Raw genomic sequence first — 19,265 nt, forward strand, 5'->3', positions numbered from 1 at the left:
TTTTAAGCCGGGATCACAGTTGGTTGTCGGCTTTACATTCAAAGGGCAAATATTCTATGACTGCATCGTCTATGGTGACTCCGCTAAATACCATGACTTTTCCTCTTCATGGCGCACGTCTGATAGAGGCTTCTGCGGGTACAGGTAAAACCTTTACCATCGCAGGTCTCTATTTGCGGTTGTTATTGGGGCACGGTAGTTCAGAAACTCAACATCAAACTCCGTTAACAGTCGATCAAATCTTAGTTGTGACGTTTACCGAGGCGGCAACCGCAGAGCTACGAGATCGAATTCGAGCGCGAATCCATGATGCTAGATTAGCCTTTGCCCGAGGCCAAAGTCATGACCCTGTGATTCAGCCCTTGCTTGACGAGATTGACGATCACAAGCAGGCGGCTAACATTCTTCTGCAAGCAGAACGGCAGATGGACGAAGCGGCGGTCTACACCATCCACGGTTTTTGCCAAAGAATGTTGACTCAAAACGCCTTTGAATCTGGCAGTCGATTTAACAACGAGTTTGTGACCGATGAAAGCCACCTAAAAGCGCAAATTGTTGCCGACTACTGGCGACGTAATTTTTATCCTCTGCCGATTCAATTGGCAGGTGAAGTGCGCCGAATTTGGGGATCGCCAGCTGCATTGCTGTCGGAAGTGTCCAGTTACCTAACCGGAGCGCCGTTGGCATTGTCGGTGAAGGCTATGCAGGGCAGCTTAGCGGATCTTCATCAACAAAACCTTGCGGCGATTGATGCGCTTAAAGCGCAGTGGCGTGCTGGACAAGATGACTATTTAGCGTTGATCAGTGAGTCTGACATCAACAAACGTAGCTACAGCAAAAAGTCGTTGCCGGCATGGCTAGAGACCGTCAATGTCTGGGCTAGCACTGAGACGGTCAGTTATGACTTTCCTGATAAGCTGGAAAAGTTTGCCCAAACCGTATTGATAGAAAAAACGCCGAAAGGCAGTGCGCCGCAGCACGATACTTTTATCGCGATTGACGATTTTCTTGCCAATCCAATCAGCTTAAAAGCGCCGATCTTGGCGCACGCGATTGAACATTGCCGTGAGATGCTTACCAGCGCGAAACAGCAGAAGCAGTGGCTATCATTTGACGATTTACTCACCCAGCTATCGGCATCGATAGACGGTGATGAAATGGGCTTACTTGCTGAGCGAATTCGCACCTTGTATCCAGTGGCGATGATCGATGAGTTTCAAGATACCGACCCACTACAATACAGCATTTTTAGCCGTATCTACCTCGACCATCTTCAGTGTGGCTTGTTTATGATCGGAGACCCGAAACAAGCCATCTACGGTTTTCGCGGCGCTGATATTTTTACTTACATCAAAGCAAGAAATCAGGTCTCTTCCCATTTCACCTTGGGCACTAACTGGCGTTCGAGCGCGGATATGGTTGCGGCGGTCAACCAAATTTTCTCTTTGCCGACAAGCCCATTTATCTACGACCAAGATATTCCCTTTCTTCCTGTTAATCACAGTCCAAACGCTGAAAAAAGGGTTTGGACTATGGCAGGCCAAAAGCAACCCGCGCTGACGTATTGGCTGCAAGATGCCGACGAAAAGCCGCTGCCAAAAGGGGAATATTTGTCGGCAATGGCGAAAGCAACGGCGGACCAAATTCAAACCATTCTTTCAGCGGCGCAAATTGGTGAAGCCCACTTTGAAGATGGTAAAGGAGCGCAGGCAGTTCAAGCCGGCGACATTGCGGTGCTGGTGAGAACTGGCAGCGAAGGACGAATGGTGAAAGAGGCATTGGCGAAACAAGGGATCGCCAGTGTCTACCTATCTAACCGAGACAGCGTATTTACCTCAGTGGTGGCGGCAGATTTACAACGTTTGCTGCAAGCGGTGCTGACGCCGGAAAATGATCGGGCACTGCGAGCGAGTTTGGCGTCTGAACTGTTTGCCTTAGATGCCGGAACCCTAGACAAGCTCAACAACGATGAAAATGAGTGGGAAAGCGCCATCAATGAGTTCAAAGAGTATCGTAAGCTTTGGGTTCAGCGAGGTGTTCTACCTATGCTGCGTAGTGTGATGAGCAAACGTCACATTGCAGAACGACTCCTCGAAGAAGACAACGGTGAGCGTAACCTGACCGACTTAATGCACATCGGCGAATTGTTGCAGCAAGCCAGTACAGAACTGGACAGTGACCATGGGTTACTGCGTTGGTTGGCGCAAGCGATCAGCGATGCACAAAATGGGCTCGGGGGCAGCGAAGACCAAATCCAACGCTTAGAATCTGAACGTAACCTCGTCCAGATTGTGACGATTCATAAGTCGAAAGGTTTGGAATATGACTTAGTCTTTTTGCCTTTTGTGCTCAGTTACCGCGAAGCAAGCGAGGCCAAATACTACGACGCGACTCAAGACAGAACCATTCTCGATATCACCAAGCATGAAGCATCCCTCAAGCAAGCGGATAAAGAGCGTTTAGCGGAGGATCTCCGTTTGATTTATGTTGCATTGACGCGTGCGGTCTATGGTTGTTTTATTGGCGCTGCACCACTGAGAAATGGCCGCTCAACCAAGGAGCCAACAGGCGTTCACCACAGTGCGATGGGCTATCTTCTTCAAGACGGGCAAGAAGGTGGAATCAATGATTTAGCGCGAGCGATTCAAGCTCAGGTTGAAGCGTTGGATCCGGTGGTTTGCACGGGATTACCTGATGAGCATGAGGCACCGTTGCACGTTGTGGCAACGGAGACAGAGACGCTTCACGCTCGCACCTTGGCGCAAAGCATCGACCGAAACTGGCGGATCACCAGTTATTCTGGCTTAGTGAAGCAAGGACACAGTCACCATGGTGATGACGCGCTAAGTGATTTGATGCGTCTGGATGTGGACTCATCCGGTGAGCAAGATGAAGACGAGCTTTTAGAGCCTGAGCAGACGATCTTTACCTTCCCACGTGGCGCAAGGCCGGGGACGTTCTTGCATAGCTTATTTGAAGAGATTGAATTCACTCAGCCAGCCTGCAGTGAAGAGAATCAACACGCGATCATCACGTTAATGGAGAGTGAGCAATTAGACCCAAGTTGGTTACCTATTTTGCAGTCGCTGATTGATACCGTATTGGCCACACCGTTAGACGGCAAATCGATCATCTTGAACCAGAAAAAGCCATCACAACGACTGGTTGAGATGGAGTTTTTACTGCCGATTGAAGTACTGTCAGCTCCCGCCTTAAATCGCGTTATTCAACGTCACGATCCGCTCTCGGCGAAAGCGGGGGATCTTGGTTTTCAAAACGTGCAAGGGATGCTAAAGGGCTTTATCGATTTGGTCTTTGAAGACAAGGGTAAATACTACGTCTTGGACTGGAAATCGAACCATTTGGGGGACGATGTTTCTTACTATCATGGCGAGGCGCTGAAAGCCGCGATGGCCGATCACCGCTACGACTTGCAGTACCAGATTTATGCATTGGCGCTGCACCGTTTCTTGCGCAGCCGCTTGCCCAACTACGACTATCAGCAACATTTTGGTGGGGTCTACTACCTATTTTTGCGTGGTATGGACGGCGAGAGCAGCCATGGTATTTTCTCAGCAAAACCGAGCTTGGAGTTTCTCGATGATATGGATCGCTTGATTGACGGCTTACCCATTGATACCAAATACAACAGTGCAGGTCAGGGGGAGTTAATCTGATGGCATTACCACTCATTTCAACATTAGAACAGCTAGCCCACAAAGGTTTATTACGCCAATTGGACTATCAGTTTGCGCGATTTATTTACGCTCAATCCAATGATGAAGCGTTGGCGTTTATATCCGGTGTGGTCAGTAGCGAATTGGGCAAAGGCCATGTCTGTTTGCCGCTGTTTGATGGGGAAGGTCAAGCTGTCGACTTGGCGAGTAAACTGGGCTTGTTTGGTGACGGTGCAATGGCGCTGAACTTATTATTAGTCGGTGTTGACTGGATCAAACTGCTAGAAAGCTCGCCATGGGTAGCAAAAAGTGCCCAAGCTCTGCCATTGGTCTTTGATGGCGAACGGCTTTATCTGCATCGTTATTGGCATTACGAAGTGACGTTGGCCGAGCGGTTAAACAGCTTTGGGACACCCATGATCCTAAAGCCCTCTGAACAGCAAAAATTGACTGAACTTCTTAATCATTTGTTTGCCAGAAATTATCGATATTTATTTGAAAGCATTGAAAATTCTCCTTCTCTGACTGCGGTTCAAAGGCAGCAGTTAGTGTGTGACCATTTGGACGTGGTGGCAGAGGAACAGATCGATTGGCCTGCCATAGACCAAAAGCTCGCAGAGGTGCGAACAATCGAGCAATTATCAGTGCTCGATGAACTTGTCCCACAGGCTGCCTGTGTAAACTGGCAAAAAGTGGCGGCGGCGGTGGCATTAACGCGTCAATTCGCAGTTATTTCGGGTGGACCTGGTACGGGCAAAACGACGACGGTGACCAAATTACTGGCAGCGCTTATCGAACAGGCTAAACAATCTGGCGATGTGCCGACCATCAAACTGGTCGCGCCAACGGGCAAAGCCGCAGCGCGATTGACTGAGTCAATAGGTAAAGCCATCTCACAGTTACCCGTTGACCCTAAGCTCAAAGAGGCGATTCCAACCGATGCAAGCACGCTTCATCGCTTGTTGGGCGCTTTGCCAAACAGCGCTGAATTTCGCCATAACCAAAACAACCCGTTACACCTCGATATTTTGGTTGTCGATGAAGCGTCAATGGTCGATTTGCCTATGATGTACAAATTGGTCGACGCTCTGCCCAAACATGCGCGACTGATATTGCTAGGGGACAAGGATCAGCTGGCCTCAGTGGAAGCAGGGGCGGTGCTTGGTGATATCTGTTCATTCCATCAATTTGGCTATGGCAGTGCTCAAGCTCAGCAGATCAGCCAACTGACGGGATATCAAACCTTGGCACATAGCCATCATAACGCCGCGACCATTGCCGATAGCTTATGCATGCTACAAAAAAGCTACCGATTTGACGCTCGTTCGGGGATCGGTCAGCTAGCGAAAGCGATCAATGCGGGCTCGGCACAGCAAGTGGATTGGGTTTGGCAAAAAGAGTTTACTGACATCGCTAAATTCCCCATTGATAGCCAACACTACAGTCAGATGGTTCAGAGCTTGGTGAGTGAGTATCGCGTTTACTTAAAGCGTATTGAGCAGACATTGACTGATCCTGAAACCGGTAAGCTTGAAACCACCAAGCAAATGGCGAAAGCGGCACTCGACGCCTTTAGCCGATGTCGACTTTTGTGCGCGATTCGCGAAGGTGACTTTGGCGTATCTGGATTAAACCAGCGCATTGAGCGAGCGTTACTTAATCGCAAGCTAATTCAAGTTCAAGATGAGCTTTGGTATCACGGTAGGCCAGTGATGGTGACGCGAAACGATCACGCTCTGGGTTTGTACAATGGTGACATTGGGCTGTGTATTCGCGATGAACAAGAGGGCAAGCTGAAAGTCTTCTTTGAGTTACCTGATGGCAGTGTCAAAGCGGTGTTACCGAGCCGAGTGCCCGAGCATGAAACGGCGTACGCCATGACGATCCATAAATCTCAGGGGAGTGAGTTCGAGCATACGCTAATGATTCTACCGCCAGACTTTACGCCAATACTGACTCGAGAACTTATTTATACCGGTATTACCCGAGCTAAAAAGCGTTTGAGTTTGTATATCGATGAGCGAGTGATGAAGCGAGGTATTCGAGTTCAAACTGAACGGGCGAGTGGTCTAATAAAGCGTCTGAGTGAGGTGCTTAACCATCCCTGGTTAGCGAAATGAGTGTGCAGCGTTTAAGCAAGAGCGGTTGAAAAAGAGATACTGCGGATTTGATACTTTTCTTGGTAGTTCAAGATAAAGGCTTTCAAACCTTCCGTAACGGGAAAGACACAGTGTACATCTAAGCCTTCTAGCAGTTCATTGTCCGCCATATCCCAAAAGCTCTGGACTGAGTTACAAATAATAGTTTTCATCGAATAGTGCTCTTAGTGACGTTGTTATCAACCTAAAGCAATCCGTGCAACCTAACTTGAAAAGTTAAGTAGAGATGAGTCCCATGGGCTCCTTGAACAAGGAGCCGAAATTTTAACCAAATGAAGATATGAAATAAAGGGAATAAAGTAGGTTTTTTATGTCAATTTTATGAAATCATGTCTCCAATATGAGAATTTCATAACCTAGAGCTCGATCGCAAGCACTTTGGACTTTCGTTGGTAGTTGTACAAGTTTTGCTTCTGTGACGGTAGAAAGTTGACATCCATCTCATGGAAACCCTGTTCTCTGAACCAATGTAGGCTGTGTGTCGTCAACACAAATATCTGCTTAATGCCTTGCGCTTTTGATTGTAGACGCATGTGGTTAAACAGCAGCAAACCACGGTTGCCATCGCGATATTCCGGGTGGATTGCGACACAAGCCATTTCCGCCATTTTCTCTTCAGGGTACGGGTAGAGTGCTGCGCAGCCAATGATCAAACCATCTTTCTCGATAATAGTGAATTGGTGGATCTCTTGCTCAAGCTGTTCACGAGAGCGGCGCACCAAAATGCCTTGCTCTTCTAATGGGCGAATCAAATCTAAAATCCCCCCGATATCATCAATATCCGCTTGTCTGACTTGTTCTGCACTGGCTTGAACCACTTGGGTGCCTATTCCGTCCAATGAGAACAGCTCTTGTACTAAGGCTCCGTCGACTTTATAGCTAACTAAGTGGCTACGAGGTACACCAGCATGACATGCTGAGATGGCCGCTCGAAGAAAGCGCAATGTACCTGAAGAGTTATCGCTGCTTGCGTCGATATCTTGTTCTAGTTTTTGCAGTATTTGCTCTGCTTCGCGAGGGAAGAGCTCCGCGACCGCATCACCGTTTTCATCAATAATGCCTTGCTCAGAACAAAAGCCGATAAGTTTGTCTGCTTTGAGTTTGATCGCGACTTGAGTCGCAACCTCTTCAGAGAGGAGATTAAATGACTCACCAGTTACCGAGCTTGCGATTGGGCCAAGTAAGACAATAGATCCTTGATCGAGCATTCTGTTGATGCCTTCCACATCGATGCGGCGAATACGACCACTGTGGCAGTAATCAATGCCGTCATCAACGCCCAATGGCTGAGAGATAATAAAGTTTCCACTCACCACATTCAGTTGAGTACCTGCCATAGGCGTATTGCTTAAGCTCATCGAAAGTTGCGCTGTGATGGCTAGCTGAAGTTGCCCAGACGCTTGCATGACATAGTTGAGTGACGTTTCATCGGTCACTCGAATGCCTTTGTGATAGGGTGAGTTGTGGTTATTTTGCTGTAAGATGGCATTGATCTGCGGGCGAGCACCATGGACTAAGACGATCTTAACCCCAAGGCTATGTAACAAAGCTAAATCGCTAATAATGTTTGAAAAATTCCCATCTGCGACCGCTTCACCGCCCAGCATGATGACCATGGTTTTACCGCGGTGTGCGTTAACATAAGGAACGGACTGTCTGAATCCTTTTACGAGTGCTGTGTTTCTTATTTTCATGGTACGACTTGAATGAATTTATATTTAATAATACTGCAATTTTATTCCTTTTTGGGCAAGCGGTATTTTGGAACAATTGTCAAAAAGCCATTTACAGAGAGTGGTTCTGTTTATCGTTAAGTGGTATAGAATGACCCAATATGTCCGGTATGTTGGTATTGAACCAACTTATGGCCTGATTTCGTCGTACACTAGTAGAAGGTGAGCTTATCAGTAGCGCAACGGTCAAGAACAAAGTGGACAATTCGAGTTCTTATAAAAAGAAAATAGTCGAGCGTACGATTCAACTGCTTTTTATCGCGGTATTCGCTGCAGTGGTCGCGTTGTCTATTCCTCTGTATCAACACTATCTTTCGGTCACGTTTCCTAAGTCGAGCGTATTTGGCACTTGGATTGAGCAAGATGTAGCGCTCTATTCTGCCGAAGAGTTCACCTTGGGACCGAATGGCGTTTCCATCAACGGCGGTATTGTCGATACAGCGTTCAGCTTTGATGGTCAGTTCGTTGAGTATCGCGTCGGAGACTCCGTTCGCCGTTATAAAATGCTCAATGAATCCTTTAGTGAGATGAAGTTAGTCTCTCAGGCGCATTATCAACCCGTGTTTCGTTTGTCAGAAAAATTCAAAAATAACATTCGTTAACCTCTCTTTGATTGCGCAATTTGGCTCAGTTTGTCATGCTGAGCCCATTGCTGGAGAGGAATCTAACCTGTGTTAAAAAAATATCTTCCTATCGTTGCAGCCACCGTACTGTTTGGCTGCGCACAACCAACCGAGCGAGCTCAACAATATCGTGATGGTGAATTCAATTCGATTTTGAATAAAACGGCAGTGGTCGAGTCCGACAAGCCGCGTGATTTTACCGAGTTCCACCGTCAAGCCGAGCAAGTGGTTGTGAATTCCCCGTCCATGGCTGCGTTGTATCAACCGCTCTACGAGAAGCTCAATGAGTGGGTGTTACAAAGTGGTGAGCCAAGCGAGCTAAGCCAATTTGGTATTCAAACCGCGCAATTAGGTGGCGGTGACAAACAAGGTAATGTGCTTTTTACAGGCTACTTTTCACCGGTTATGGAGCTCCGCCACCAACCGAACGAAACATACAAATACCCTGTGTATCGCAAACCCAACTGTGAGGCCGAGTGCCCAACTCGCGCTGAAATCTATTCAGGTGCATTGGAAGGGTTAGGGCTTGAGCTAGGTTATGCAGCCAACATGATCGATCCCTTTTTAATGGAAGTGCAGGGGAGTGGCTTTGTTCATTTTGAAGATGACGACACACTTGAATACTTTGCCTACGGCGGTAAAAACAACAAGGCTTACGTTAGTATTGGTCGAGTGCTGATTGAGCGTGGTGAAGTCCCACGCGAGAAAATGTCGATGAAAGCCATCAAGGAGTGGGTACTTGCCAATGATGAAGCGACGGTCCGTGAGTTGTTAGAGCAAAACCCTTCCTATGTATTCTTTAGCCCTAGAGCTGATGCACCAGTGACTGGTTCCGCAGGGATCCCTCTGTTGCCTATGGCGTCGGTGGCGGGCGATCGTTCTATCTTTCCTATGGGCACTCCTATTTTAGCCGAGGTGCCGTTACTCAAACCGGATGGCACTTGGAGCGGTGCTCACCAATTACGCTTACTGATTGTGCTTGATACCGGTGGTGCGGTGAAACAGAACCACCTTGACCTCTACCATGGAATGGGGCCAAGAGCGGGCACTGAAGCTGGTCACTATAAGCATTTTGGTCGAGTGTGGAAATTAGGCCTAGAGGGCACAGCCACGCAAGCGCCTTGGGCATTGCCACCAGAGAAGCTACAATAGGCGTTCTCATCTAGACTTTTCAATAAAGAGTGCGTATAAATCGCACTCTTTGTTTTTGTACTCGAACCTAGCGGAAGATAGCACCATGCGCGAACTCGACACTCCAGCTTCTGACAACTACAACCAACGATTTGGTGGTACTCGCCGCCTTTATGGTCACAGTGAGGTAGATATCCTGCGCGCAGCGCATGTCTGTGTCATTGGTATTGGTGGAGTGGGCTCTTGGGCGGTCGAAGCTTTAGCTAGAACAGGCGTTGGTGAGCTCACCCTGATCGATATGGATGACGTCTGCGTGACCAATATTAACCGCCAGATTCATGCGATGTCTGGAACGGTAGGGCAAAGTAAAATTGAAGTCATGGCAGAACGTGTAAAGCTTATCAACCCTGAGTGCAAAGTGAATTTGATCGATGACTTTATTACGCCTGATAACCAGCATGAGTATTTGAGTAAAGAATATGACTACGTGCTTGATGCGATAGATAGTGTAAAAGCGAAAGCATCACTATTGGCGTATTGCCGCAGTAATAAAATCAAAGTGATTACAACTGGTGGAGCTGGCGGACAAATCGACCCAACACAGATAAAAGTGGCCGATTTAACCAAGACCATTCAAGACCCGTTAGCGAAAAAGATCAAAGATACTTTGCGTCGCCATCATAACTTTCCAACCAATCCTGCACGTAAGTTTGGGATCGACTGTGTCTTCTCGACCGAACAACTTAAGTATCCACAGCCAGATGGCAGTGTGTGCGGTGTGAAATCTACAGCAGAAGGGCCGAAGCGTATGGATTGTGCCAGCGGTTTTGGTGCTGCGACAGTGGTGACGGCGACATTTGGTTTTGTTGCGGTTTCACGCATCGTAGAAAAACTGATTCAGAAATACAGTAAGTAATCGAGTTTGGAGAAAAGAATGTCCCCCTTTGCAAAGTCGCCATTTGGTCAAGAAATTAGCGCTGATGATATCGTTCAAACCATGCAAGGTTTTAAAGGCTGGGAAGACCGCTACCGCCAGGTGATTCAATGGGGTAAAAAGCTGCCGATCATGTCGGATGCGTTGAAGTCAGATCAAGTGACAGTATCTGGCTGTGAGAGCCAAGTGTGGCTTGTTAGCCAACAAGTGGACGGTAAATGGTACTTCTGCGCTGATTCAGACGCGCGAATTGTTCGCGGCTTAATTGCGTTGGTGATAGCCGCCTACGATGGTAAGAGTGTTCGAGAGATTCAGGCATTTGATGTAGACGACTACTTTGACAAGCTCGGTTTGATCGCTCACTTAAGCCCATCAAGAGGTAATGGCTTGAAAGCGATTGTGGAGCAAATTCAACAGATCGCCCAGTAACGATTGATTACCACAACCCGCCGAATTGGCGGGTTGTTTGTTTCTGTGCAAAATTTAATCGCTTTGATATTAAAGTCTTAAAAAATACGTGGCTTTACAACCCTTGTTGTCCCTGCATAAAGGCTGTACAATTCGCGCCCTTAATTAATGTTCCGTCGCTTGAGAGGCCACATGACCACTGAAAAAATCAATCTACTCGACTTTGATCGCCAAGGTATGCGTAAGTTCTTTGCTGATGAACTCGGCGAGAAGGCGTTCCGTGCAGATCAGGTTATGAAGTGGATCTACCATTTCGGGGTCGATAACTTCGACAACATGACCAACATTAACAAGAAGCTCCGTGAGAAGTTGCAACACCGCTGCGAAATCAAAGCGCCGACGGTTGCTGAAGCTCAGCATTCTTCGGATGGCACTATCAAATGGGCGATGAAAGTCGGCGACCAAGACGTTGAAACGGTCTACATTCCAGAAGATGACCGTGCGACATTGTGTGTGTCATCTCAGGTTGGCTGTGCTCTTGAATGTAAATTCTGTTCAACTGCGCAACAGGGTTTCAACCGTAACCTAAAAGTGTCAGAAATCATTGGTCAGGTTTGGCGTGCTGCACGTGAAATTGGTCTAGAGAAAGAGACGGGCCGTCGTCCTATTACTAACGTCGTAATGATGGGAATGGGTGAGCCACTGCTTAACATGAAGAACTTGATTCCAGCTCTGGAAATCATGCTCGATGACTTAGGCTTTGGTTTATCTAAGCGTCGCGTGACCGTATCAACATCGGGTGTTGTTTCTGGTCTAGATCAAATGACAGGCAAAATTGACGTCGCGCTGGCGATTTCTCTTCATGCGCCAAATGACAAGCTTCGCAGTGAGATCATGCCTATCAACGATCGTTGGGATATCCAAGATTTCCTTGCGTCAGTGCGTCGTTACATCGCTTCTTCTAATGCGAACCGTGGTAAAGTGACGGTTGAATACGTACTGCTTGATCACGTTAACGATGATATGGATCACGCCCGCGAACTCGCTGAGCTAATGAAAGATACGCCTTGTAAGATTAACTTGATTCCGTTTAACCCATACCCAGGGTCACCGTACAAGAAGCCAAGTAATTCACGTATCGATCGCTTCCAAAAGACATTGATGCAATACGAACACACGGTGACGATTCGTAAGACACGTGGTGATGATATCGATGCAGCGTGTGGTCAATTAGTCGGGGATGTTATTGACCGTACTAAACGAACTGCGATGATCAAAGCGGCGAAAGGTGACACCATCGAAGTAAAAGCGGTGTAATACTTAAGTCTAAAGTTGTACAGCCAGAGCCTAGCTCTGGCTTTTTTGTTACATCGGGACACAGATATTGTGTCAAATTACGGAAAAACCTTGAGCTGACTGTAAATTATGCACATCTCTTGTGTTGTTTCATCCTTGATATCTATTAGAATTGATAGTTAACGCTCTAAAGAGTCATCTTTGAAATTTTGTGGAGTGTTGTTTGATTCGGAGCGTTAGTCTCCAGCGAATAATTATTGAGTCGGCTCAATCTGTCACTACCCATAACGAATAACAAAAGTGATGAAAACCGCGCTCATTCAGTCAAGAGAACCATTACGACCATGACAGCTGATAAAGACATGACAGCACCAGAGCAGACTCAGTCTGCCGTCGAAGCAGGGACGCTGCTAAAACAAAAACGAGAACAACTAGGACTGAGCCAAAAGCAAATCGCTGATCGCTTGCGTTTGCGTGTCTCGATCATCGAAAGTATCGAGAGTAACCAGTTTACTACCGACCTTGTTGCCACTTTCACTAAGGGTTACCTTCGCTCTTACGCCAAGGCCGTTGGACTTGATGAATCAGAAGTGCTTGCAGCGTATGCGCAGCACAACAAGGTTGAGACCGAAGAACAACCAATGCAGAGTTTTTCGCGTCAGACCAAGCGTGAAAAACACGACAGCAGAATCATGATCATTACTTGGGGGATCCTGCTTGTTATCGTGGGCATCTCCTCGGTTTGGTGGTGGCAGAATCAACAATCTTCCATTGTGGATTTAACGGAAGTTACCGAGCAAGAACTTGAGCTCGAGCAGCAACTTGAAAACGCTCAAATGACAGAGCTGCCTGCCTCAATCATTCCAGAGGTCGATCACGAAACAGAACTCAATGTCGTTGAAGAGCCAATTCTTCAGGAGCCAGCAGAGGAAGTGCCAGCTTCAGAAACCGTGGACACCGTGCAAGAGACGGCTCAACAAGAGCAAGTAACGTCAGTGGAGGAAACCGCTGAAGTAGCTGAGCCGGTCGAAGAATCTGTTCCTCAAGTTGCGGCCAACCTATTGGTCATGACTTTTGAAGGTGATTGCTGGATTCAAGTAAAAGACAAATCGGGCAAAACCGTTTCGACTGGGGTTAAAAAAGCAGGCGAAACGTTGGAGTTGAGCGGCGAATTACCTTACAAACTGGTTTTAGGCGCGCCTGAAAACGTTTCAATGACATTAGCAAGTGAACCTGTCGACCTTTCTGGGTATACTTCAGGCAAAGTAGCAAGATTCACCTTACCTTAGAAATTACTATGCAATACGAATCTCCTATCAAACGTCGCCCATCGACTCGTATCTATGTGGGCGATGTGCCTATTGGTGACGGCGCACCTATCGCGGTGCAGTCTATGACAAACACTCGAACAACAGACGTGGAAGCGACTGTTGCTCAAATCCGTGCACTGGAAAATGTGGGTGCGGACATTGTTCGTGTCTCCGTACCGACCATGGACGCCGCTGAAGCGTTTAAGCAGATCAAACAACAAGTGAACGTACCGTTAGTCGCGGACATCCACTTTGACTACCGAATTGCGCTTAAAGTTGCTGAATACGGCGTTGACTGTTTACGTATCAACCCTGGCAACATTGGTAACGAAGATCGAATTCGTTCAGTTGTCGATTGTGCTCGCGACAAAAATATCCCAATCCGAATTGGCGTGAATGGTGGCTCTCTGGAGAAAGATATTCAGATGAAATACGGTGAGCCGACACCAGAAGCGTTGGTTGAGTCCGCAATGCGTCACGTTGATATTCTTGACCGTTTAAACTTTGACCAATTCAAAGTGAGTGTCAAAGCATCGGATGTTTTCCTAGCAGTAGACTCATACCGTTTACTCGCCAAAAAGATCGACCAGCCACTTCACTTAGGTATTACCGAAGCCGGTGGTGCTCGTGCTGGCGCTGTGAAATCCTCGGTTGGTTTAGGAATGCTACTCGCGGAAGGCATTGGTGACACGCTGCGTATCTCGCTAGCGGCAAACCCGGTTGAAGAGATCAAAGTCGGTTTTGATATTCTTAAATCGCTGCGCATTCGCTCGCGCGGAATTAACTTTATTGCTTGTCCAAGTTGTTCACGCCAAGAGTTTGATGTTATTGGCACGGTCAACGCACTTGAAGAGCGTCTAGAAGACATCATTACTCCGATGGATGTTTCGATTATCGGATGTGTCGTGAATGGCCCTGGTGAAGCAGAAGTTTCTCACCTTGGTTTAGCGGGCAGCAATAAAAAGAGTGCTTTCTACGAAGATGGCAAACGTCAAAAAGAACGTTTTGACAACAACGATCTCGTCAATCAACTGGAAGCAAAAATTCGAGCGAAAGCGTCAACGCTTGATGAATCGAATCGCATTGACATCAAAGTACAAGATTAATCTCAACGTAACGTAAATTACGGTGACAACTTTACGGTAAACAACTGTGGCAAAGAAAATCCAAGCAATTCGAGGCATGAATGACTGCCTCCCAACTCAATCACCACTGTGGCAAAAGTTAGAAAACACAGTGAAAAACGTAATCAGCGCCTACGGTTATAACGAAGTGCGCATGCCAATCGTTGAGATGACACATCTATTTAGTCGCGCTATCGGTGAAGTGACCGACGTGGTTGAAAAAGAGATGTACACGTTTGAAGACCGTAACGGTGACAGCCTAACGCTGCGTCCTGAAGGCACTGCTGGTTGTGTACGTTCGTGCATTGAAAACAGCCTTATAAACCGCGATGAGCAACGCCTATGGTACATGGGACCAATGTTCCGTCATGAGCGTCCGCAAAAAGGTCGTTACCGTCAGTTCCACCAATGTGGCGTGGAAGTGTTTGGTCTAGAGGGGCCAGATGTTGACGCAGAACTTATCATGATGACAGCTCGTCTATGGCGTGAGCTGGGCATCGATAAGCATGTTCGCTTAGAGCTGAACTCGATAGGCTCTCTAGAAGATCGTGCTAACTACCGTACCGCATTGATTGAGTTCCTTGAGCAGCATATTGATATCCTTGATGACGACTGCAAACGTCGCATGCACACAAACCCGCTGCGTGTTTTGGATACCAAGAACCCAGACGTACAAGCGATTTTAGGTGATGCTCCTCGTCTATCGGATTACCTAGGTGAAGAGTCAAAAGAACATTTTGCTGGTCTTTGTGAACTTCTGGACGCTGCAGGTATCGAATACACAGTTAACGAGCGTTTAGTTCGTGGTTTGGATTACTACAACCGCACGGTATTTGAGTGGATCACAGAAAGCCTAGGTGCTCAAGGCACAGTATGTGGCGGTGGTCGTTACGACGGTCTGGTTGAGCAACTTGGCGGTAAAGCAACACCAGCGGTTGGCTTCGCAATGGGTCTAGAGCGTTTGGTGCTTATGCTAGAAACGCTTGAACTGACTGACGTTCGTCGCAGTGTTGATGTGTACATGGTTACAGCGGGCGAAGGCACCATGCTAGCCGGTATGAAGCTGGCTGAAACGCTACGTGAGCAAGTACCAGGATTACGTGTAATGAGCCACTTTGGTGGTGGTAACTTTAAGAAGCAGTTTAAGCGCGCTGATAAAGTAGGTGCTGCGGTTGCCCTCGTTCTTGGTGAGAACGAAGTTGCCGACAATACCGTCGTGGTTAAGGATCTGATTGGCGGTACGCAAGATACCCTGAGCCAAGCAGATGTTGTCGCTAAACTGGCTGAACTGGTTTAATTTTTTGATTTTTGAGTGGCAGTTAAGGCTGCCACTTTTGATGTAAGAGGACAGGAAGTGGAACTCTACGATTCTGAAGAACAACAAGTAGAAGCAATCAAAGATTGGTGGAAAGAGAACGGTAAAGCCGTTATTTTCGGCGCGGTTCTTGGCCTTGGTGGCCTGTTCGGTTGGCGATACTATCAAGATTCGGTGACGGCGGCTCAAGAAGCGGCATCTGAAAGCTACACTCAAGCGGTTCAAGAGTTGGCTGCGAACGGTGCAGCGGGTGAAGCAGCAGTACAGAGCTTTATTGACGCAAATAAAGAGACTCAATATGCCGTACTAGCAGCGTTGCAACTGGCTAAAGTACAAGTTGAAGCGAACAATCTAGACGAAGCGCTTGCGCAGCTCGAGTGGGCAAAAACGGCAACCAAAGATGAAGCGGTTCTGTCTGTGATCAATTACCGTCTAGCACGTCTGAAAGCAGAGCAAGGTAACTTTGATGCGGCATTAAGTGAACTTGCTGCTATTACAGATGAAAGCTGGGCTGGTCGTGTGGCAGAGCAAAAAGGCGACATTTTACTGCGCAAGGGTGACGAGCAAGCGGCTTATGCAGCTTACACCGAAGCACAGCAGTCAGGTGATGCGAGCCAGACGCTACAAATGAAGTTGGATGACCTAGCCAAGTAAGGGCGAAAGCATGAAGGAAATGCTGAAAAAAGCACTTGCAGTGGCCGTATTGACCGGTGTTCTTGCAGGTTGTGCAAGTGAAGAAGATACCATTGTCATGGCGCCTGTCCCTCAGGTAGACAGTGAGTTCACACCAAGCGGTGTATGGAGCAACTCCATTGGAAATGGTGTTGACACTTACTACTCAAAGCTTTCACCAGAATATGCTTATGGCAAAGTGTTTGTCGCAAGTCGTGACGGTAAGGTTAAAGCGCTAGACCCAGAAACAGGGAAAACGCTGTGGGAGCAAACCATCAAAGCAGAGGGTGTTTCTCCGCGTCTTGCGGGTGGTATCACTGCTGGTTACAGCCAACTTTTTATCGGTAGCGAAAACGGTGAAGTGATTGCCCTAAATGAAGAAACCGGTGAACTCAATTGGCGTGTTGCGGTAGATGGTGAAGTACTCGCTGCGCCTGCCACAGACAGCAACCTTGTCATTGTTCATACCAATGAAGGTACGGTACTCGCGCTTGACCAAAAAGATGGCAATCAAAAATGGGCCATTAGTACCGAAGTTCCAAACCTGACTCTACGTGGCAACAGTGCTCCTGTTACCGTTTCTGGTGGGGTATTCTGGGGCACGGCAAATGGTCGTCTTGCTGCTGCGATTGCAGAGCGTGGGCAGCTAATTTGGCAACAACCAATTGGTCTTCCTCAAGGTGCGACTGAAATTGATCGTCTAGTCGATGTCGATGCCACGCCACTTGTTTTGGGTAGCACGCTTTACATCATCGGCTATAACGGCCAACTGACTGCGATTGATTTGCGCTCGGGTAAACCGGCTTGGAAGCGTAATTACTCATCAGCAACCGATATTGCCAGTGACGGCAGCCGTTTGTTTGTCGTCACAGACAAAGACCATCTGGCTGCATTTGATGCTCGAAGCGGTACTGAGCTGTGGAAAAATGAGCGTCTCGAGCACCGTCTATTAACCGCTCCAACTGTGATTAACGGTTATGTGGTTGTGGGTGATAATGAAGGGTACTTGTACTGGATTGATCGCAACAGTGGCGAGTTTGTTTCTAAGCAGCTTGTCGACAGCAGTGGTTTTGCTGTACCGCCAGTGGTTATTCCTGGTGGTTATGTGCTTACCACGCGTGATGGCAATGTAAAGAAACTGACGATCAACGAGTAATCGTGTGATATAATTCACATTCGGCTCCTAGCTGGTAACAGTTGGGAGCCGTTTGTTTGTTTTGAAAACAAGAAGTTATGTGTGGTTATAGGTAAATCGCTGTAAGTATGATTTTAGGCGAATTGTTACCTATAACTACATAAAGAAAAGTATATTGTAGAGGTTGTTATGGTACCTGTTGTTGCTCTAGTAGGGCGTCCAAACGTTGGTAAATCAACGTTGTTTAACCGACTGACTCGCACTCGTGACGCTTTGGTTGCGGACTTCCCTGGCTTAACTCGTGACCGTAAATATGGCCAAGCCAAGCTTGGTGAACACGAATTTATCGTTATCGATACCGGCGGTATCGATGGTACGGAAGAAGGTGTAGAAACCAAAATGGCGCAGCAGTCGCTGGCAGCAATTGATGAAGCTGACGTTGTGCTATTTATGGTGGACGGTCGCGCTGGCTTAACGGCAGCAGATGAAGCGATCGCCAAGCACCTGCGTAAACTTGAAAAGCCATCCATGCTTGTGGTGAACAAGGTTGATGGAATCGATGCTGACGCAGCAAGTGCAGAGTTCTGGCAACTTGGTGTAGAGAACATGTATCAAATTGCCGCAGCGCATGGCCGTGGCGTGACTGCATTGATCGAGCTAGCCTTGAATCCGTTTGCCGAGAAGCTACTGGATGAGAGCAAAGGCGAACTCGAAGATTTGACTGAGTTTGAAGATGAAGAAGAGAAGCTAGATTACAGCGAAGAAGAAGCTGAAGAAGAGTTTACTCGTCTGCAGGATCAACCTATCAAGTTAGCAATCATCGGTCGTCCAAACGTAGGTAAATCGACACTTACTAACCGCATTCTTGGTGAAGAGCGAGTGGTTGTCTACGACATGCCGGGCACAACGCGTGATTCTATCTATATTCCGATGGAACGTGATGGCCGTGAGTACGTATTGATCGATACTGCAGGTGTTCGTCGTCGTACCCGTATCAATGAAACGGTAGAGAAGTTCTCGGTTGTTAAAACGCTAAAAGCCGTTGAAGATGCTAACGTTGTGCTTCTTGTTATCGATGCTCGTGAAAACATCTCAGACCAAGATTTAAGCCTACTTGGCTTTGCCCTAAACGCGGGCCGTTCAATTGTTATTGCGGTCAACAAGTGGGATGGTCTGGATATGGATGTGAAAGAGCACGTGAAAAAGGAACTCGACCGTCGTTTAGGTTTCGTTGATTTCGCGCGTATTCACTTCATCTCAGCATTGCACGGGACAGGCGTTGGTCACCTATTTGAATCGGTACAAGAAGCGTACAAGTCGGCGACGACACGTGTTGGTACATCTGTTCTAACTCGCATCATGAAGATGGCAACAGAAGATCACCAACCGCCAATGGTTCGTGGTCGTCGTGTTAAGCTGAAATATGCACACGCTGGTGGTTACAACCCGCCTATCGTTGTTATTCACGGTAACCAAGTAAACGATCTGCCTGATTCGTACAAACGTTATCTAATGAACTACTTCCGTAAATCATTAGAGATCATGGGCACGCCAATTCGTATCATCTTCCAAAACAGCGATAACCCGTTTGAAGGCAAGTCGAATAAGATGACACTCTCTCAAGAGCGCAAACGCAAGCGCCTAATGAGTGTGATGAAGAATCGTAAGAAGTAACTCTAGCGGATAATTTCTAGAGATTTTATATATTGTAAAAGCGCCGTTGTTCTCCAGTGGCGCTTTTTTGTATT

General features: G+C 47.4%; 15 protein-coding genes. 13 read left to right on the top strand and 2 right to left on the bottom strand.

Features of this window, described 5'->3' with window-relative positions:
- Positions 1-56 precede the first annotated feature (56 nt).
- Both recB and recD read left to right on the top strand, forming a co-directional pair.
- Complete coding sequence (gene recB, locus ACUALS_RS03500; RefSeq protein ID WP_454448863.1) at positions 57-3,677, top strand: exodeoxyribonuclease V subunit beta; 3,621 nt, start codon at positions 57-59, stop codon at positions 3,675-3,677.
- Positions 3,677-5,797 carry an exodeoxyribonuclease V subunit alpha gene (gene recD, locus ACUALS_RS03505; protein WP_454448864.1) on the top strand — a complete coding sequence of 707 codons (2,121 nt, stop codon included), beginning with the start codon at positions 3,677-3,679 and terminating at the stop codon, positions 5,795-5,797. The genes recB and recD overlap by 1 nt, the downstream gene beginning before the upstream one ends.
- 11 nt (positions 5,798-5,808) lie before the next feature.
- Here recD and ACUALS_RS03510 read toward each other — a convergent pair whose 3' ends face one another.
- Positions 5,809-5,988: a hypothetical protein gene (locus tag ACUALS_RS03510; RefSeq protein WP_038139940.1), complete on the bottom strand. Its 180-nt coding sequence runs from the start codon at positions 5,986-5,988 to the stop codon at positions 5,809-5,811.
- Between the two features lie 204 nt (positions 5,989-6,192).
- The gene (argA, locus tag ACUALS_RS03515) at positions 6,193-7,530 is read right to left on the bottom strand and encodes an amino-acid N-acetyltransferase (RefSeq protein WP_005471480.1); all 1,338 of its coding nucleotides are present in this window, start codon (positions 7,528-7,530) and stop codon (positions 6,193-6,195) included.
- A 236-nt stretch (positions 7,531-7,766) separates the two neighbouring features.
- Here argA and ACUALS_RS03520 point away from each other — a divergent pair, with 236 nt between their 5' ends.
- The 11 genes from ACUALS_RS03520 (at position 7,767) to der (ending at position 19,191) form a co-directional block, all read left to right on the top strand.
- Entirely contained in the window at positions 7,767-8,171 is a 405-nt protein-coding gene (locus ACUALS_RS03520; protein ID WP_454448865.1) for a DUF2850 domain-containing protein, read from the top strand.
- A 69-nt stretch (positions 8,172-8,240) separates the two neighbouring features.
- Positions 8,241-9,344, top strand: coding sequence for a murein transglycosylase A (mltA, locus tag ACUALS_RS03525; RefSeq protein ID WP_269979115.1), 1,104 nt, complete (start codon positions 8,241-8,243; stop codon positions 9,342-9,344).
- An 85-nt stretch (positions 9,345-9,429) separates the two neighbouring features.
- Positions 9,430-10,239 (top strand): tRNA cyclic N6-threonylcarbamoyladenosine(37) synthase TcdA, encoded by an 810-nt coding sequence (gene tcdA / locus ACUALS_RS03530; protein WP_005471489.1) that lies wholly within the window; start codon positions 9,430-9,432, stop codon positions 10,237-10,239.
- A gap of 18 nt (positions 10,240-10,257) precedes the next feature.
- A complete protein-coding gene (csdE, locus tag ACUALS_RS03535) occupies positions 10,258-10,686 on the top strand; it encodes a cysteine desulfurase sulfur acceptor subunit CsdE (protein ID WP_454448866.1) in 429 nt (142 codons plus the stop codon).
- Positions 10,687-10,857: 171 nt separating this feature from the next.
- Positions 10,858-11,982 carry a bifunctional tRNA (adenosine(37)-C2)-methyltransferase TrmG/ribosomal RNA large subunit methyltransferase RlmN gene (locus ACUALS_RS03540; protein WP_005471486.1) on the top strand — a complete coding sequence of 375 codons (1,125 nt, stop codon included), beginning with the start codon at positions 10,858-10,860 and terminating at the stop codon, positions 11,980-11,982.
- Positions 11,983-12,305: 323 nt separating this feature from the next.
- Positions 12,306-13,250, top strand: a complete 945-nt coding sequence (gene rodZ / locus ACUALS_RS03545) for a cytoskeleton protein RodZ (RefSeq protein WP_454448867.1) — start codon at positions 12,306-12,308, stop codon at positions 13,248-13,250.
- 8 nt (positions 13,251-13,258) lie between these two features.
- Complete coding sequence (gene ispG / locus ACUALS_RS03550; RefSeq protein ID WP_005471599.1) at positions 13,259-14,377, top strand: flavodoxin-dependent (E)-4-hydroxy-3-methylbut-2-enyl-diphosphate synthase; 1,119 nt, start codon at positions 13,259-13,261, stop codon at positions 14,375-14,377.
- 46 nt (positions 14,378-14,423) lie between these two features.
- Positions 14,424-15,692 carry a histidine--tRNA ligase gene (gene hisS / locus ACUALS_RS03555; RefSeq protein ID WP_005471530.1) on the top strand — a complete coding sequence of 423 codons (1,269 nt, stop codon included), beginning with the start codon at positions 14,424-14,426 and terminating at the stop codon, positions 15,690-15,692.
- Between the two features lie 57 nt (positions 15,693-15,749).
- On the top strand, positions 15,750-16,364 hold the full coding sequence (locus ACUALS_RS03560; protein ID WP_005471593.1) for a YfgM family protein: 615 nt from the start codon (positions 15,750-15,752) through the stop codon (positions 16,362-16,364).
- A gap of 10 nt (positions 16,365-16,374) precedes the next feature.
- Positions 16,375-17,538 carry an outer membrane protein assembly factor BamB gene (bamB, locus tag ACUALS_RS03565; RefSeq protein WP_038139948.1) on the top strand — a complete coding sequence of 388 codons (1,164 nt, stop codon included), beginning with the start codon at positions 16,375-16,377 and terminating at the stop codon, positions 17,536-17,538.
- A gap of 168 nt (positions 17,539-17,706) precedes the next feature.
- Positions 17,707-19,191, top strand: a complete 1,485-nt coding sequence (gene der / locus ACUALS_RS03570) for a ribosome biogenesis GTPase Der (protein WP_005471526.1) — start codon at positions 17,707-17,709, stop codon at positions 19,189-19,191.
- The last annotated feature ends 74 nt before the right edge of the window (positions 19,192-19,265 follow it).

The sequence above is a fragment of the Vibrio sp. NH-7 genome (assembly GCF_053643215.1).

Bases quoted from the DNA above. Each gene is read 5' to 3' on its own strand.
- recB (WP_454448863.1), top strand. From the start codon at position 57: ATGACTGCATCGTCTATGGTGACTCCGCTAAATACCATGACTTTTCCT.
- recD (WP_454448864.1), top strand. From the start codon at position 3,677: ATGGCATTACCACTCATTTCAACATTAGAACAGCTAGCCCACAAAGGT.
- ACUALS_RS03510 (WP_038139940.1), bottom strand. From the start codon at position 5,988: ATGAAAACTATTATTTGTAACTCAGTCCAGAGCTTTTGGGATATGGCG.
- argA (WP_005471480.1), bottom strand. From the start codon at position 7,530: ATGAAAATAAGAAACACAGCACTCGTAAAAGGATTCAGACAGTCCGTT.
- tcdA (WP_005471489.1), top strand. From the start codon at position 9,430: ATGCGCGAACTCGACACTCCAGCTTCTGACAACTACAACCAACGATTT.
- csdE (WP_454448866.1), top strand. From the start codon at position 10,258: ATGTCCCCCTTTGCAAAGTCGCCATTTGGTCAAGAAATTAGCGCTGAT.
- ACUALS_RS03540 (WP_005471486.1), top strand. From the start codon at position 10,858: ATGACCACTGAAAAAATCAATCTACTCGACTTTGATCGCCAAGGTATG.
- rodZ (WP_454448867.1), top strand. From the start codon at position 12,306: ATGACAGCTGATAAAGACATGACAGCACCAGAGCAGACTCAGTCTGCC.
- ispG (WP_005471599.1), top strand. From the start codon at position 13,259: ATGCAATACGAATCTCCTATCAAACGTCGCCCATCGACTCGTATCTAT.
- bamB (WP_038139948.1), top strand. From the start codon at position 16,375: ATGAAGGAAATGCTGAAAAAAGCACTTGCAGTGGCCGTATTGACCGGT.
- der (WP_005471526.1), top strand. From the start codon at position 17,707: ATGGTACCTGTTGTTGCTCTAGTAGGGCGTCCAAACGTTGGTAAATCA.